This window comes from Rhodococcus sp. APC 3903 (assembly GCF_030407755.1).
Taxonomy (GTDB): domain Bacteria; phylum Actinomycetota; class Actinomycetes; order Mycobacteriales; family Mycobacteriaceae; genus Rhodococcus_F; species Rhodococcus_F erythropolis.
Map to the genome: position 1 here is coordinate 40,060 of NZ_JASDCV010000002.1, position 15,825 is coordinate 55,884.

The window sequence follows — 15,825 nt, forward strand, 5'->3', positions numbered from 1 at the left end:
AGGTGAAGTTTCTCAGTAGGTTCTACATCGACGGGTTCATCCTCGGCATCATCATCGCCGGCGTGCTCGGAAGTGTGTTCCCGGTATCGGGTACCGCGGAGAGCATTCTGAACTGGGCCACCAAGATCGCCATCGGCTTCCTGTTCCTGCTCTACGGCGCACGGCTCTCGCCGCAGGAAGCGTGGAAGGGCGTCAAGCACTGGCGACTGCACACTGTCGTCCTTGCCGCGACGTTTGTGCTCTTCCCGCTCATCGGCCTTGCGCTGCGATTCCTGTCGCCGACCCTGATCAGCGACGAGCTCTACACCGGCATCCTCTACATGTGCCTCGTTCCGTCGACGGTTCAGTCGTCGATCGCGTTCACTTCGATCGCCAAGGGAAACGTCGCCGGCGCGATTGTCAGTGCGTCGTTCTCCAACCTGATCGGCGTCTTCGTCACCCCGTTGCTGGTGGTTCTGCTGATGAATACAACGGGCCAGGCGACGGTCGACTTCTCGTCGATCCTCGACATCGTCGTGCAGCTGCTGATCCCGTTCATCGTGGGCCAGCTGATCCGCCCGCTGGTGATCGGATGGCTGCAGAAGTATGCCGAGCCCACCAAGTACGTCGATCGCGGATCGATCCTCCTCGTTGTCTTCGCCGCCTTCAGCGAGAGCATGAAAGAGGGGATCTGGAGCACCATCACGATCTGGCAGATCGTGATCCTCACAATCGTGTGCTGCCTGATCCTCGCGCTGGTTCTCGGCGTGACCACTCTCGCGGGGCGCAAGCTCGGGTTCGACCTTCCCGATCAGATCGTCATCATCTTCTGCGGGTCGAAGAAGTCCTTGGCGACAGGCCTACCGATGGCGGCTGTACTGTTCGCGGGCCAGCCCGTCGGCCTGATCGTGTTGCCGCTGATGATCTTCCATCAGATCCAACTGATCGTCTGTGCTGCGATGGCGCAACGCTTCGCGAATCGGGATCCGGTGAGCGTCAGCTAGCGAGCAACTCGCCTCGGGTCGCGTCGACGCAGCCACAACCGCCCTGCAGTTCAGCACAATCGATGGACAACGCATGGCGACTCGATGCCAGGTCGACGCAGTTCACGCCGGTGCATTCGAGTGATCCGTCCGCATGTCGCAGCAAAGAATCGTGGCAGTGATCGACATCCGAAACACAATCCGCGCACTGGATCTGACGCTCAGCGATCATTGCTGCCACCTCTCTCGAAAACGATGACACAGGAATATCATCGACCTCCGACAGATCAGTTTCGTTCCACTTCGATGGGATGGCTGGCCAGCATTGCCACGGGGAGCGGTTGGCGTCGTAGCACCCGTGCCCAGACATCGACTCGGGGCGGCGTCAGCACATCGGACGGCAGTGAGCTGATCACCATCCAGTCTTCACGTTCGAGCTCCGAATCCAGCTGCCCCAGAGTCCAACCCGAGTAACCGGCAAAAATGCGGATCCCTTCGACCAGAGGAGCGATGACCTCCGGGTCCGAGTCCAGATCCACCATGACAACTTTGCCGTCCACCCGCCGCAGGCCGGCGACGCCGTCGATCCGTGCACCGTTGCGAGCGATACCCAGGCAGAGCGCGGAGTCACGCTTGACGGGTCCACCGATGTACAGGGCGGAAGGATGCGCGGTCAGCGGTGACCACTGCGGCAACACGTTCTGCACGGCCGTCTCACTCGGCCGATTGACGATGACGCCAAGGCTCCCGGCGTCGTTGTGCTCGATCATGTAGATGACGGTGCGGCGAAATGCAGGTTCCGTGAGATCGGTCGACGACACCAACAAACTGCCCGGACGAACCTCCGGTTCTATCCAGGCCATTCGATCCTCGGGTTCTTCTGCGTGCGCCACAAAGACATCATCTCACCGACAACTGCGTGCGGGGGAACGAGACACAGGCGTGTTCAGGTCAGACCCGCCACATCGGCAAGTAGTGCCAGATGCCGCTCGAAAATCTCACTCGCATCGGTGAAGGTATCGCTTCCGTACTGCCCGAACACCTCGAAGTTCACCGAACCGAACAGCGATACCCAGACGAGAGTTGCGCGCACCGCAGCATCCGGCGGCAGGTCGGTGCCCAGTTCTTTCCGCACCCCCTCGAGGTCCGTTGCCAGCGTGTCACTCAGGTCCGGGCCCTCTCGCACCGTGAGTGCACCTGCGCGATGGGCGGCGTCGATGATCCCGATCAGCCGGGTCACGACGAGGGTGCCAGGGCCGGTGGTCTGCTCGCCCGGAGCGTCGTAACCGGGGACGGGGCTGCCGAACAGCAATCCGTATCGAGCCGGCTCCCGGATCGCCCAACTCCGGACGGCACGCCCGAGAGCAATGAACTGTCCGCGAAAATCTTCTGCTGCAACGGCATTCACGGCGGAGTCCACTTCCGCGCCCAGTTCCGTGTACCCGTCCACCACCAGCAAGGTCAGCAGTTCGTCGCGACTGGCGACGTAGCGGTACACCGCTGAGGACACGACTCCCAGATCACGCGCGACGGCCCTCAAGGACAACGCGGCGGCGCCGACGGCAGCAAGATGCTCGCGCCCGATCCGGGTGATGTCCTGCAGCGTCTGTTCGCGCGCCCGCTCTCGGGGAGTCCCAACCATGAGTCCATCCTGCCCCATGACCGAGAGCGCTATCAACAAAAGAGAGCACCGCTCTTGACAGCACTGAGCCGCGGGTGCATTCTTGAAAACGAGAGCAGTGCTCTCAGTTCACCCGAAACGAGAAGGAGCACACCATGTCGAACCTCGAAATCGTCACCGGAGCAGGACCCGTCGGATCCGCCGTCGCGCTACAGCTCGCCGAGCAGGGAATCAACGTCCGGCTCCTGACCAGGTCCGGCAGCGGGCCCGAGCACCCGCTGATCGACCGCCGACGCGTCGACGTCTCGGATTCCGAGGCCCTGCGCTCGGTCAGCGAGGGCGCCACGGCCATCTACCACTGCATCCACGCCGCCTACAACGCAGCCGATTGGGAGCGGGAACTCCCGGCGGCCGAGAAGGTTGCGCTCGACGCAGCCGCATCCATCGGAGCCGTCGTGGTCTTCCCCGAAAGCCTCTACGCCTACAACTCCGACACCCTGATGACCGAATCCGATCGACGCAACGCCACCGGCGGCAAGCGCGGAGTGCGCACCGCGCTGCTTCGTGCCCGCGAGGCCTCCGCAACACCCACCGTCAGCGTCGTGGCCTCGGACTTCTTCGGCCCCCGCGTCCGCACCGCCCACGCCGGCGAGCGCATGGTTCCGAAGGTCATGGCAGGTAAGAAGATTCGTGTCATCGGTTCCGCAGACCAGCCGCACTCCTTCACCTACATCCCCGATCTCGCGGCGGCGATGATCGCAGCAGCACACAACCCCGAACTCTGGAACTCCGTCATCCACGCACCCACCGGCCCCGCGCTCACTCAGCGCAAGATCGCCGAGGCCTTCGCTCGAGCCGCCGGGGCGTCCCCCGCCAAGGTGGGTGTCCTGCCCGCCTGGGTGCTCGACGCCGTCGGCAAGATCAACACCGACAGCCGCGAACTCGCGGAGATGAACTACCAGTTCACCAAGCCGTTTGTCATGGACTCGAGCGCCAGCGAAGTGCTGCTCGGACTCTCGCCGACGCCGCTCGATCAGGCCGCCGAAGAGACCGTCGCGTGGTGGCGCGCGGAACAGGCTCGCACCGCTGCTGCCTGAATCTGCAGGTGGGGGCTCTTGACGCAAGAACGGAACGGGTGTTCACTTCTTCACATGGCCTATCGCCGCACTCCGGCAGTACAAGAAAGACTGGACGCCCAACGCGCCCGACTGCTCGACGCGGCCACGACGGCAGTGGCAACCCACGGTTATGCGGGCTGTTCCATCGCCGCGGTGGCCAAGAACGCCGGCGTCGGCACCGGGACGCTGTATCGACATTTCGACGGCAAGGGTGAATTGTTCGCCGAAGTGTTCCAATCAGTCTGCAGCCGTGAGGTATCCGCGGCCCGGGACGCCGGAGACAATGCCCGAAGTCTGGCAGGCAACCACCGCTCCGCCGTATCGGCCTCGGTTCGCACCTTCGCCGAACGTGCCATGCGTGCACCGGTTCTCGCCTATGCACTGCTGGTGGAGCCGGTGGATCCACTCGTCGACGAACAGCGACTCATGTTTCGCGAATCGTTCCGCGATTGCCTGGCCACCGCAATCCGCTCGGCAGTCGACACCGGTGAGATACCGTCGCAGGACGCCACTCTGACGGCAGCGTGCATCGTCGGGGCAATCGGCGAGGCCCTGATCCTTCCGCTGCGCGGCGGCACCACGGATCCCGCTGCGATCGATGCCATCCTCGCCTTCACCCTTCGATCGTTAGGGAGTTTCGATGACACCCACGCATGAAGTCACCAATCAGGTACCGCCCCTGATCGATTACGACGCAGCCGAATACGCGCCGATCCTCGAGGCACTACACCGCGAGGGAGCTTCGGACGCAGCCGAAGAGGTTCATCGCGTCGGGGTCCGCGCCGGCAGCGCGCAAGCTCAGGAGTGGGGCGACCTGGCCGAGGAGCACCCACCTGTCCTGAGAACCCACGACCGCTACGGCAACCGCATCGACGAGGTCCGCTACGACCCTGCCTATCACCAACTCATGAGCACCGCAGTGGAATTGGGATTGCACGGCGCTCCGTGGGTTGACCCGAATCCACACGCACACCTCGTCCGCGCCGCGAAGATGGCCGTGTGGGGTCAAACCGACGCCGGCCACGGCTGCCCCATCTCCATGACGTACGCCGTGATCCCAGCGCTGCGGCACAACGCGGACCTGGCGGCGCAGTACGAACCCCTCCTGACCACCCGGCACTACGATTCGGCGCTGAAAGCTCCCCTCACCAAACCCGGATTGATCGCCGGTATGTCGATGACGGAAAAACAGGGCGGTTCGGACGTGCGTGCCGGAACCACAAGGGCAGTGCCACAATCCGACGGCAGCTATCTCCTGACAGGCCACAAGTGGTTCACCTCCGCACCGATGTCGGACGTGTTCCTCGTCCTCGCCCAGGCGCCGGGCGGTCTGTCGTGCTTCTTCCTTCCTCGGGTCCTGCCGGACGGCTCGCTCAACAACATGTACCTGCAGCGTCTGAAGGACAAGTTGGGAAATCATTCCAACGCGAGCAGCGAGGTCGAGTACCGCGACGCTCTCGCGTGGATGGTGGGCGAGGAAGGCCGGGGCGTGCGCACCATCATCGAGATGGTCAACATGACCAGGTTGGACTGCACGATCGGCACGGCCACCGGCATGCGCGTCGGCACTCTGCAGGCAGTTCACCATGCGAATCATCGAAGTGCGTTCGGCGCCAACCTGATCGACCAACCTTTGATGCGCAATGTTCTCGCAGATCTGGCGGTGGAATCGGAAGCGTCGACTACCGTCGCGATGTGGCTGGCCGCGCTGACCGACCGCGCAACGTCGGGCGATGCCCACGCGAGCGCACTACGACGCATTTCATTGGCCGTGAGCAAGTACTTCGTCTGCAAGCGCGGACCGATCCACGCTGCCGAGGCACTCGAGTGTCTGGGCGGAAACGGATACGTGGAGGAATCCCGGATGCCGCGCCTCTATCGCGAGGCTCCGCTGCTCTCGGTGTGGGAAGGGTCGGGCAACGTCGCGGCGCTCGACACTCTGCGGGCGATGGCGAAGCAACCCGAAACGCTGCAGGTGTTCTTCGACGAACTGAAACAAGCGAGTGGCGTGGACGCCCGCTTCGATCAGACCGTGCGGGATCTCGAGGTGGCATTCGGCGATTTCGACGACATCGAATACCGGGCACGAAAGATCGTCGGTGACATGGCACTCGCACTGCAAGCCTCGCTGCTGCTCCGCTACGGGCACCCCGCGGTGGCCGACGCATTCTGCGCGAGTCGGCTCGGAGATAGCTGGGGGAGCGTGTTCGGAACCCTGCCGAGGGGGATCGACATCGCGCCGATCATCGAGCGGGCCACCGTCAAGATCGGCGCCTGACCCACCCACTACAGTTTCCGCTTATGAACCGAGCCTCGAACCGCCGCGAGGCCTGGCAGCGCGTACTGCACACCCTGCGTGAATCACCCGGCCTGGGAAGGCTGGCGCTCGTCCGCTTTTCCAGCCAGTTCGGCGACGGAATGTTCCAGGCCGCGCTCGGCGGCGCAATCCTCTTCAACCCGGAACGTGAAACCGATCCGGTGGCGATAGCGGCCGGCTTTGCCGTACTGCTCCTTCCCTATTCGGTGATCGGCCCCTTTGCCGGCGCTCTGCTGGATCGTTGGGACCGCCGCCTGGTGCTCCTGTGGGCGAGTGTGCTCCGCGGGCTCTTCATCCTGACCACCGCGGTGCTGCTGGTCGCCGGCGGCGGTGACACTCTGTTGTTGACGTGTGCGCTTGCTGCGATCGGGGTCAGCCGCTTTGTCGGGGCAGGCGTATCCGCAGCCCTGCCGAAGGTCGTCCGACAATCGTGGCTGGTGGCAACCAATTCCGTTCTCACAACGGCTGGTTCGGTGGTAGCCGCTCTTGGTGCTTCGGCAGCGGTGGCGATCATCGGCGTGATCGGCGCGGGGGATCGAGCGTCAGGCGCCGCCGTGGCCATCGCAGCACTGGGATCGGTGATCGCAGCCCTCGCCGCGGCCAGGTTCACCGCCCGCTCACTTGGTCCAGTGGCCGACGAAGTGACTCGTGCCAGCGCCGTCCGTTCGGTAACGGCCGGACTGCGCACCGGGGCAACCGCTGTCTGGGAGGCGCCTGGCGTCACCACGGCAATGATCGGGATCGGAGCGCACCGCATCTGCTTCGGCATCAACACCCTCATCATGGTGCTGGTCCTACGCGATACCTCGAACGGCTCCCAATTACCTGGAGGGATGGCCGGATTCGGCGTCGCCGTCGGCGCAACGGCCATCGGAATGCTGATCGCGGCATTGATCACACCGTTCCTCATCCCGCGGATCGGTCGCTCACGGACGATCACGTACGCCCTGGTGTGCGCGGTGGCCGTCCAGCTCGTCTTCGTGACCACCCTGACGCAGGGATCGCTGCTGATCGCCGCCTTCCTGCTCGGCATCGCCGGGCAGTCCGTGAAACTCAGCGGCGACGCGGCCATGCAGATCGATATCGACGACGACCGTCGTGGCCAGGTATTCGCCTTGCAGGACACCGTGTTCAACGTCGCGTTCATCGGTGCGATCGCGGCAGCGTCGACGGTGATCGCACCCGACGGCAAGAGCGTCGGCCTGGCCCTTGCCGGCGCGGGTGTCTATGCCGCCGGATTGTCAGCGGTGCTGCTCAACCGCAAGAAACGAGAAACTAGCCCTGCTGGGTAGCCCACCACTTCAGCAGTTCGGCTTCGGCCTCGTCACGCTCGAGCGGGCCGCGATCCAGACGTAGTTCCTTGAGGAACGTCCATGCCTTGCCCACCTGCGGGCCGGCCGGGATGTTGAGCAGTTCCATGATGGCGTTGCCGTCGAGGTCCGGACGCACGCGAGCGAGGTCTTCCTGCTCGGCGATGCGCGCAATCCGCTCTTCGATGTCGTCGTACGTGGCCTGCAACTGCGCGGCGCGGCGCTTGTTACGCGTGGTGCAGTCGGCCCGGACGAGCTTGTGCAGCCGGGGGAGCAGCTCGCCCGCGTCGGTGACGTACCGCCGCACTGCCGAATCGGTCCACTGTCCCTTGCCGTAGCCGTGAAAACGCAAGTGCAGGAACACGAGTTGCGAAACGTCGTCGACCATCTGCTTCGAGAACTTCAAGGCACGCATGCGCTTGCGCACCAGCTTGGCGCCAACCACCTCGTGGTGGTGGAAGCTGACGCCGCCGCCCGGTTCGTTGCGCTTGGTGTCCGGCTTGCCGATGTCATGAAGCAGTGCAGCCCAACGCAATACGAGATCGGGGTCGCCTTCTTCGAGGTCGATCGCCTGCTGGAGCACGGTGAGGGAGTGCTGGTAGACGTCCTTGTGTTGGTGATGCTCGTCGATCTCGAGCTTCATCTGCGGAACCTCGGGCAGCACGTATGCAGCCAGTCCGGAGTCGACCATCATGTTGATGCCGTCCACCGGGTACATGCCCAGCATCATTTTGTTCAGCTCCACCTGCACACGCTCGGCGGTGATCCGCTCGATCTGCGACGCCATCTCCTTGATGGCCTCGAAAACGCGATTGTTCAACGTGAAACCAAGCTGCGAGACGAACCTGGCTGCGCGCAGCATCCGCAGCGGATCGTCGTTGAACGAGTTCTCCGGCGCCGACGGCGTATCGAGTTCCCCGGCCAGCAGGGCGTCCATGCCGTTCAGCGGATCGACAAACGTGTAGGAACCGTCCGCGCCGATCTTCATCGCCATCGCGTTGACGGTGAAATCGCGGCGCACCAGATCGTCGGCCAACGTCGTTCCGTACTCGACTATCGGATTACGCGAGACACGGTCGTAAGCGTCGGCCCGGAAGGTCGTGATCTCGATCTCCTGGCCGTGCTTGATGGCGCTGATGGTCCCGAACTCGATGCCGGTGTCCCACTGCTTGTCCACCCAGCCCTTGAGCAGAGCCTGAACCTTCTCCGGCCTGGCGTCCGTCGTGAAGTCCAGATCGCCACTGAAGCGGCCGAGGATCGCGTCGCGAACACTGCCACCCACCAGGAACAGCTCGTGACCGGCCTCGGCAAAACGCTCACCGAGCGGGTTCAACACGACGGACAACGTGCCGAGCGTTGCAGTGGCGTCGGCAAGCAGTCGTAGGCGGCGATCAGCATCGGAGGTAGGGACAGTCACGTGAAAGGAGCTTACTTAAGGTGCGCAAATAGCAGAACGCGCATACGAACGCGATAGACCGCTTTGCGCGGGTTACCGGGCAACGCTGCAAGGCCAACTAGTATCGATGAGGTGTCTGGTGCCGAACGAACAAACAGGAGTCGCCGCAACCCGCGGCGTCGACCTGCCGTCGGCAACCCCGATAAACCTTTGATGCGAACCGTCCGTGAAACTTCTGCGGGCGGCTTGGTCGTCGACGGCTGGGGCGGACCTCCCGAACGCCTCTGCGCTGCACTGATCGGCCGAACCGACCGCCGCGGACGCCTGCTCTGGTCGCTACCCAAAGGCCATATCGAGCAGGGTGAGACGGCCGAACAGACCGCAATGCGTGAGGTCGAAGAAGAAACCGGTATCCAGGGAACCGTCCTGGCACCGCTGGGCAGCATCGACTACTGGTTCGTGACCGAAGGTCGACGCGTCCACAAGACCGTGCACCACTATCTCCTCCGCTTTCTCGGCGGTGAACTCTCCGACGAGGACATCGAGGTCACCGAAGTCGCCTGGGTGCCGCTGACGGAACTGCACAAGCGACTCGCATACGCCGACGAGCGCAAGCTGGCCGAACTTGCATCGCAGATGATCGCTGAAATGCCGCGACCTGAAATGCACCGACCTGAAATCCCGCGAGTACAGCACCCGAAGGAACCGGACGCCGGATGAGAATGGCTCTGCGGCGGGCCGGTGTGGCCGCTTTGGTGATGGCCGCTGTCGGTTTCGGGCCCGCGACGACGGCCGTCTCCTGGGCCGCTCCGTCCAGCCAGCCCAGTGAGCGTGCACCGGCGCGAAACACCAACGATGCCAAATTTCTGCAGCTGACCATCGACTCCACCGCACCGACCACCGTGACGACAACCAGCGACCGCAACGTCGTGGTCAAGGGCACGGTGAAGAACGTCGGTGACCGTCCCGTCGAGGACGTCGGAGTGAGGCTGCAACGCGCTCCCGCGATCGACTCCAGTTCGGACGTGCGCGCAGCACTCGATTTCGACCAGGCTGTTTTCGACACGGTCGGCGAATTCGACACCGTTGCCACCACCCTCGACACCGGCCAGTCCAAGCAGTTCACACTCACCTTGCCGCTCCGGAGCACAACCGGGTTGTCTCTCGACATCACCGAACCGGGCGTCTACCCGATGCTCGTCAACGTGAACGGCACCCCGGAATACGGCGGGGCCGCCCGACTCGACGACGCACGCTTCCTGCTCCCAGTGCTCGGTGTGCCGGCCGCGGCCGAATCGAACGCCACATCCGGAACACCCAGTTCGTCCGCGACGGCCGTCGTTCCCCCCGACACGTCCGCCCCGATCGGCGTCACGCTCATGTGGCCGCTCGCCGACGCGCCACGACTCGTCGGCGGAATCCCGGGCGCGGTCAACGAACCCGTGCGCCTGATCGACGACGAACTTGCCACCGAACTTTCCGACGGCGGGCGCCTGGACGCGTTGGTCGATGCGGTGGAGAACGCCACCAAGCCCGAGAGCGATACCGATCGCCGCGTCACGGATGCGCTCTGCCTGGCAATCGACCCCGACCTTCTCATCACTGTCGAGAACATGACTCGCGGATACCTCGTGGCCGACAACTCGTCAGATCCCACCGGACCGTCGCACGAAGGCCGTGGCAGCGACGCCGCCAACCAATGGCTCGGCCGGGTGAAGACCCTCGCGTTCTCGATGTGCACTACGGCAGTTCCGTTCGCCCAGGCCGATCTCGCCGCAGTCACCTCGGTGGCCAATCCGGAGTTGACGGCTACCGCGCTCGCACGCCCGGCAGACATCGTCGACAACATCCTCGGCGTGACGTCACTGCGGGATTTCGTCTGGCCGGATTCGGGTGTCCTCGACTCGGCCACCGCAGAGGTGCTGAGCGTGAATCCCACCACAGCGATGGTGGCTGACACCTCCGTCGACTCGGCAGCCCCGCAACTGTCGTCGCGGATAACCGGCTCACTCGACGCCCTTGCGTTCGACACTTCGGCAGCCGCAGCCTTGGCCGCCACCGGCTCGGAGCCGCAGGTCCCGTCGTACATCCCCGACGACACCGCGCCGACCATCGACATCGAATCGCGCAGCGCCCGGCGTCAGGACGCGCTGGGAGCGATGGCCTGGGCCGCGCTGACGCCGACCTCTCTGCCGCGCAATCAGATCTTCGCGCCGCCGCAGCTGTGGACCGCGGACAGCAACGACGCCACCGCCGTGCTCTCGATGCTCGCGACCCTCATTCGCTCCGGCCTCGCCTCACCTCAGGCCCTGCCCGCACTACTCGGCAGACAACCGGGGGCCACTGATGCCGCCACGCTCGAGTACCCGGACCGAGCCACCCAGGACGGTCCGCAGACGTCCGTCGTCGAGACCGCAACCACCCAACTTCCGCGTATCGACGGGCTCGAAGCATCGCTCGTGGACGATCCGGCGGCTTCGCTCACCCCCCGGGGATTCACGGCGCCGCTCCGCGAAGATCTACTTCGCTCGATGACCTTGGCGGATCGCCGCAACGTCGACTCCGCATCGGTCAATCGGGCGGAGCGAGCTGCGACCATCCGCGCCGACAACGTCACCGAAGCCGTCGACGGGATGTACCGGGCCGTCAGTGTGGTGTCGCCGGGCGGCGTCTACACCCTCGCGTCGGGGCAGAGTCCGCTCCTGCTGGTGGCGCGCAACGAGTTGCCCATCGCCATCAACGTCGACCTGCGTGTGGAAGCCCCACCCGAGATGCAGATCAGTGACATCGGTCCCAAACAGCTGCCGCCGCGAGGTAGCCGACAGTTGACTGTGCCCGCGGAAATGAACGATTCTCGCAAGCTGGAAGTCAACTTCTCGCTGACCACGACAGATGGCCGCCAATTGGGTACGCCGACCAGCGTGACCGTACGGTCGAATGCGTACGGTCGTCCCCTGGCCGCCGTGACGGCGACAGCGGGAGGGTTGCTGCTGTTCCTGGCAGGGCGACGGCTGTGGCATCGATTCAAGGGTCAGCCGGACCCAGCAGATGAAGGGTACGAACGCTCATGACCGGGAATCCACCCGAGGAGGGTCGCCGCTCGGCGATCACCCGCAAGAGTGCCACGACCCGTTCGCATCCTCGGATGCCACCGTGGGAGCGCGGCTACCCGATTCAGCCGGTCAACCCCGACGCACGTTTCGACGACGCACCCACCATGACCATCCCGGTGATCCGCGACTATCCCAGATATCGCGAAGCCGAGATGGAATTCGCCGATCGGCAGGCGACCAAGTCGGACGAGTTCGATACCGACGCGCACGCCCTGGTCGGTGATCGTAAGGAGACGAACTCCCGCCTCCTCGCGGCGACGGGTTCCATCGCGATCGCGACGCTGACGAGCCGCATCACGGGGTTCGCCAAGCAGTTGATGATCCTGATGGTCCTCGGCCCGGCCATCGCCAGTTCGTTCACCGTGGCCAGCCAGATCCCGAACATGATCGCGGAGCTCGTCTTGGGCGCCGTTCTGACCGCGATCGTCGTCCCAGTGCTGGTCCGCGCCGAGCGGGAGGACGCCGATCACGGCGAAGCATTTGTCCGACGCCTCTTCACGGCGTCGCTCGTTCTACTGGGCATGGCCGCGCTACTCGCGACCCTGGCAGCACCCGTACTCACCAAATACGTCTTCCTGTCCGAAGACGGCAAGGTCAGCACCGACCTGACCACGGCGCTGTCGTATCTACTTCTGCCGGCGATCCTGTTCTACGGGCTGTCGGCACTGTTCACAGCGTTTCTGAACACCAGGCAGATCTTCAAGCCCGGAGCCTGGGCTCCTGTACTCAACAACGTCGTCGTCCTCGTGGTGCTCGTGGTCTACCGCCTGACTCCGGGCGAGATCTCGCTTGATCCGGTCTCGATGGGCGACGCCAAGCTGCTCACCCTCGGCATCGGCATCACCATCGGCGTCATCGTGCAGGCAGCCAGCCTGATCCCCGCACTTCGCCGCGAGAAGATCTCGCTCAAGCCGCTATGGGGCCTCGACGATCGCCTGCGCCAGTTCGGCGGCATGGCCGTCGCCATCGTCTTGTACGTCCTCATCAGCCAGATAGGCATGATCTTCGCGACCAAGATCTCCTCACATGCCGACGAAGCCGGCCCTGCCATCTACAGCCAGGCCTGGTTGCTCCTGCAACTCCCGTACGGCGTGCTCGGAGTGACGGTTCTGACCGCGATCATGCCGCGCCTGAGCCGCAACGCTGCGGCCGACGACACCCCGGCCGTCGTGGACGATCTGTCGGTCGCAACGCGTCTGACCATGATCACGCTGGTTCCGATCATCATGTTCCTGACCTTCATGGGTCCGCAGGTCGGTGAAGCGCTCTACGGTTACGGCCGCTTCGGACCCGAACAGGCCGAACGACTCGGCACCGCTGTGAGCTGGTCGGCATTCACGTTGATTCCGTACGCGCTGGTCCTGATCCAACTTCGTGTGTTCTACGCCCGCGAACAAGCCTGGACGCCGACGTGGATCGTTCTCGGCATCACTGCAGTGAAGATCGCTTTCTCGGCGCTCGCTCCGGTCTTCGCCTCCAACAGCGATCAGGTCGTGATCCTGCTCGGTGCGGCCAACGGTCTCGGATACATCACCGGCGCCGTCATCGGCGGATACCTCCTGCACCGCAGCCTCGGAAACCTGCAGATGGCCAACGTGGGCAAGACAGTCTGGTCCGTCGTACTCGCCTCGCTGGCCGGTTCGCTGACCATGCTCGCGGTCGACCGCGTCCTCGGATTCGATCAACTCACCGAGCGTTTCGGCGGACCCGGCTCGATGGTTCGCGTCGCCGTCGGCGGCATCCTGATGCTCGCGATCACCTTCACGATTCTCTACTTCAAGAAGGTTCCGGAAGTTCTGTCGGTAACGGTTGCGGTCTCCCGCAAGATTCGTTCACTGACAGGTCGCGCCGAACCGGACACACGTAACAACACCGACGACGACGTCACCGAGCTGATTCCTGCAATCAGAACGGAATCAAACGAGCAAGAACGACCGGGTGCGCTCCCGTACCCTGGTCATGGGCGTACAGGATCGCAACCCGCGCGTATTCGGGGACGGGCTATCGATGGAGAAGGAGCGAGGGTGAGCGACGACAACGTTTCCGGCAACAAGAGTGCCGGGACTTCTGCCGTGAAAGCGTCCGAACAGAAGTCAACGGCATCGTCGGGCACACCTGCATCCACGAGTTCCTCCGCATCTGCCGGCCAGAAGCCACAGCAGGGTCAGAGGCCACAGCAGCCCGCGCAGCGGCCGGTCCAGAAGCCACAGCAGGGCCAGAAGCCACAGCCGCCGGTGCAGAAGGCCGCACCGCCGGTGCCTCCGGTCAGTGTGTCGAAGACACCTTCGGCTCCCGTGTCGAAGACACCTTCAGCACCTGTGTCGAAGACACCCGCGCCGAAGACGCCTGCTCCGGACAAGAAGGCACCCGAACCTCAGAAGACGGCTGCAGCTCAGACACCGCCGCCCGCTGCGCCTCGCACACCTGCCGCCGGATCCGCAGCACGACCGGCCCAGCGACCGATGCCCCGTGGACCCAAGCTCATCCCGGGCGCCTCTGTCGCCGGCGGACGCTACCGTCTGCTCGCGCCGCACGGCGGAACCCGCGGACTGCAGTTCTGGGAAGCTCTCGACGTCAAGCTCGACCGTGAAGTAGCCCTGACGTTCGTCGACGCCGATCAGCGCGGTGACGACGACAGCCAGTCCGGACCGCAGGCGGTTCTCTCACGCACACTGCGCCTGGGAAGGATCAACTCGCCCGGTCTGGCTCGCGTCCTCGACGTCGTCCGCGGAAGTTCGGGCGGCATCGTCGTCGCCGAATGGACTCCCGGTCGCTCGCTGCGTGAGATGGCCGAGACCACGCCGTCACCGATCGGTGCAGCCCGCGCCATCCGTGCCCTGGCGGCCGCTGCCGAAGCTGCTCACCGCACCGGCGGTGCGCTGTCCATCGATCACCCGGACCGCGTTCGCATCAGCATCAACGGTGACGCCGTACTGGCGTTCCCGGCGACGCTTGCCGACGCCGATTCCACCAGCGACGTCCGCGGTCTCGGCGCCATGCTGTACTCGCTCATCACGGCGCGCTGGCCGCTCGCCGAACCGTCCGCCGGTCCCGTCGGTGGTTTGCTTCCCGCCGGCCGCGGCGCCGACGGCAACATCGTCGAACCTCGGGTCGTCCGTCCGGAGGTTCCGTTCGACATCTCGGCCGTGGCAGTTCGAGCGTTGCAGTCGGAGAGTGGAATTCGCACTGCTGCCACCGTGCAGCACATTCTCGATCAGGCGTCCGTCGTCAACGACAAGACGGAAATGATTCCGGCACTTCGTCTCGGCCACCGCGAACAGGGTGCGTCGGGTCATGCACTGAACGACCCCGAAGCCATCGAGGCCGAGAAGAAGAAGTCGACGCGGATGCTCGCGGCACTGACGGCGCTCGGTGTCTTCACCGTGATCGTCCTGATTCTCCTTGTGGTGTGGGTAGCGAGCTTCCTCTCGGGCGGCAGTAACGACACCCCGCTCAGCGAGCAGAGTTTCGGCCTGACCACCGAAGCTACTGCGCCCGAGAACAATTCACCTGCCCCCGCACCGGCGGCGGCAACCGTGCCGGTAGCCGCCTCGGCCGTAACGGTGTTCTCGCCCCAGGGCACGCCGGATCAGCCCGCAACGGCGAAGAACGCCATCGACGGCAATCCGGCCACCGCATGGTCGTCGGACTCGTACTTCCAGCCCTTCCCGTCCCTGAAGAACGGCGTCGGCCTGATGGTGACGCTCGCCGATGCGGCCAGCCTGAAAAACATTGCGATCACGTCCGATTCGCCCGGAACCGTCGTTGAAATCCGTTCTGCCCCTTCTGCGAATACTTCGCTGGATCAGACCAAGGAAATCGGATCCGGTGTACTGAAGAACGGTGTGACCGACATTCCGCTCTCGTCGGACGGCTCGGGTCAGTATGTCCTGGTTTGGATTACGCAGCTCAGCACCGAATCCGGACAAAACCAGACATCCATCTCGGAGATTGCATTCACTGCTGCAAAGTGATCGCCCTTGGCCCT

General features: G+C 64.3%; 11 protein-coding genes. 8 read left to right on the forward strand and 3 right to left on the reverse strand.

What is annotated here, in order from left to right; genetic code table 11:
- Window positions 1-2 precede the first annotated feature (2 nt).
- The gene (locus QMA15_RS02695; protein WP_003942582.1) at window positions 3-983 is read left to right on the forward strand and encodes a bile acid:sodium symporter family protein; all 981 of its coding nucleotides are present in this window, start codon (window positions 3-5) and stop codon (window positions 981-983) included.
- Window positions 984-1,249: 266 nt separating this feature from the next.
- Here the strand turns inward: QMA15_RS02695 and QMA15_RS02700 are convergent, their stop codons facing one another.
- Entirely contained in the window at window positions 1,250-1,855 is a 606-nt protein-coding gene (locus QMA15_RS02700; RefSeq protein ID WP_020909845.1) for a YqgE/AlgH family protein, read from the reverse strand.
- Between the two features lie 53 nt (window positions 1,856-1,908).
- Window positions 1,909-2,604: a TetR/AcrR family transcriptional regulator gene (locus QMA15_RS02705; RefSeq protein ID WP_020971476.1), complete on the reverse strand. Its 696-nt coding sequence runs from the start codon at window positions 2,602-2,604 to the stop codon at window positions 1,909-1,911.
- A 134-nt stretch (window positions 2,605-2,738) separates the two neighbouring features.
- On the opposite strand from QMA15_RS02705, the gene QMA15_RS02710 reads away from it, so the two are divergent.
- Genes QMA15_RS02710 through QMA15_RS02725 form a run of 4 tightly spaced genes read left to right on the forward strand, consistent with a single transcriptional unit; the run spans window position 2,739 to window position 7,310 of the window.
- Window positions 2,739-3,680: an NAD-dependent epimerase/dehydratase family protein gene (locus QMA15_RS02710; RefSeq protein ID WP_133728201.1), complete on the forward strand. Its 942-nt coding sequence runs from the start codon at window positions 2,739-2,741 to the stop codon at window positions 3,678-3,680.
- A 54-nt stretch (window positions 3,681-3,734) separates the two neighbouring features.
- Window positions 3,735-4,358: a TetR/AcrR family transcriptional regulator gene (locus QMA15_RS02715; RefSeq protein ID WP_279163287.1), complete on the forward strand. Its 624-nt coding sequence runs from the start codon at window positions 3,735-3,737 to the stop codon at window positions 4,356-4,358.
- Window positions 4,342-5,979, forward strand: coding sequence for an acyl-CoA dehydrogenase family protein (locus tag QMA15_RS02720; protein ID WP_279163286.1), 1,638 nt, complete (start codon window positions 4,342-4,344; stop codon window positions 5,977-5,979). The genes QMA15_RS02715 and QMA15_RS02720 overlap by 17 nt, the downstream gene beginning before the upstream one ends.
- A gap of 23 nt (window positions 5,980-6,002) precedes the next feature.
- The gene (locus tag QMA15_RS02725; RefSeq protein WP_279163285.1) at window positions 6,003-7,310 is read left to right on the forward strand and encodes an MFS transporter; all 1,308 of its coding nucleotides are present in this window, start codon (window positions 6,003-6,005) and stop codon (window positions 7,308-7,310) included.
- Here QMA15_RS02725 and QMA15_RS02730 read toward each other — a convergent pair.
- Window positions 7,294-8,745: a CCA tRNA nucleotidyltransferase gene (locus QMA15_RS02730; protein ID WP_264613687.1), complete on the reverse strand. Its 1,452-nt coding sequence runs from the start codon at window positions 8,743-8,745 to the stop codon at window positions 7,294-7,296. The two genes, QMA15_RS02725 and QMA15_RS02730, sit on opposite strands and share 17 nt — an antisense overlap.
- A 111-nt stretch (window positions 8,746-8,856) precedes the next feature.
- Here QMA15_RS02730 and QMA15_RS02735 point away from each other — a divergent pair, with 111 nt between their 5' ends.
- The 3 genes from QMA15_RS02735 to QMA15_RS02745 are packed head-to-tail and all read left to right on the forward strand — an operon-like array spanning window position 8,857 to window position 15,811.
- A complete protein-coding gene (locus QMA15_RS02735; RefSeq protein WP_019746192.1) occupies window positions 8,857-9,444 on the forward strand; it encodes an NUDIX hydrolase in 588 nt (195 codons plus the stop codon).
- On the forward strand, window positions 9,441-11,795 hold the full coding sequence (locus QMA15_RS02740; RefSeq protein ID WP_279163284.1) for a DUF6049 family protein: 2,355 nt from the start codon (window positions 9,441-9,443) through the stop codon (window positions 11,793-11,795). The genes QMA15_RS02735 and QMA15_RS02740 overlap by 4 nt, the downstream gene beginning before the upstream one ends.
- Window positions 11,792-15,811 (forward strand): lipid II flippase MurJ, encoded by a 4,020-nt coding sequence (locus tag QMA15_RS02745; protein ID WP_279163283.1) that lies wholly within the window; start codon window positions 11,792-11,794, stop codon window positions 15,809-15,811. Before QMA15_RS02740 ends, QMA15_RS02745 begins: the two co-directional genes overlap by 4 nt.
- Window positions 15,812-15,825 lie beyond the last annotated feature (14 nt).

What these genes read in the sequence shown, in the direction of transcription:
- QMA15_RS02705 (WP_020971476.1), bottom strand. Translation starts at nt 2,604, where the DNA reads ATGGTTGGGACTCCCCGAGAGCGGGCGCGCGAACAGACGCTGCAGGAC.
- QMA15_RS02710 (WP_133728201.1), top strand. Translation starts at nt 2,739, where the DNA reads ATGTCGAACCTCGAAATCGTCACCGGAGCAGGACCCGTCGGATCCGCC.
- QMA15_RS02715 (WP_279163287.1), top strand. Translation starts at nt 3,735, where the DNA reads ATGGCCTATCGCCGCACTCCGGCAGTACAAGAAAGACTGGACGCCCAA.
- QMA15_RS02720 (WP_279163286.1), top strand. Translation starts at nt 4,342, where the DNA reads ATGACACCCACGCATGAAGTCACCAATCAGGTACCGCCCCTGATCGAT.
- QMA15_RS02725 (WP_279163285.1), top strand. Translation starts at nt 6,003, where the DNA reads ATGAACCGAGCCTCGAACCGCCGCGAGGCCTGGCAGCGCGTACTGCAC.
- QMA15_RS02740 (WP_279163284.1), top strand. Translation starts at nt 9,441, where the DNA reads ATGAGAATGGCTCTGCGGCGGGCCGGTGTGGCCGCTTTGGTGATGGCC.
- QMA15_RS02745 (WP_279163283.1), top strand. Translation starts at nt 11,792, where the DNA reads ATGACCGGGAATCCACCCGAGGAGGGTCGCCGCTCGGCGATCACCCGC.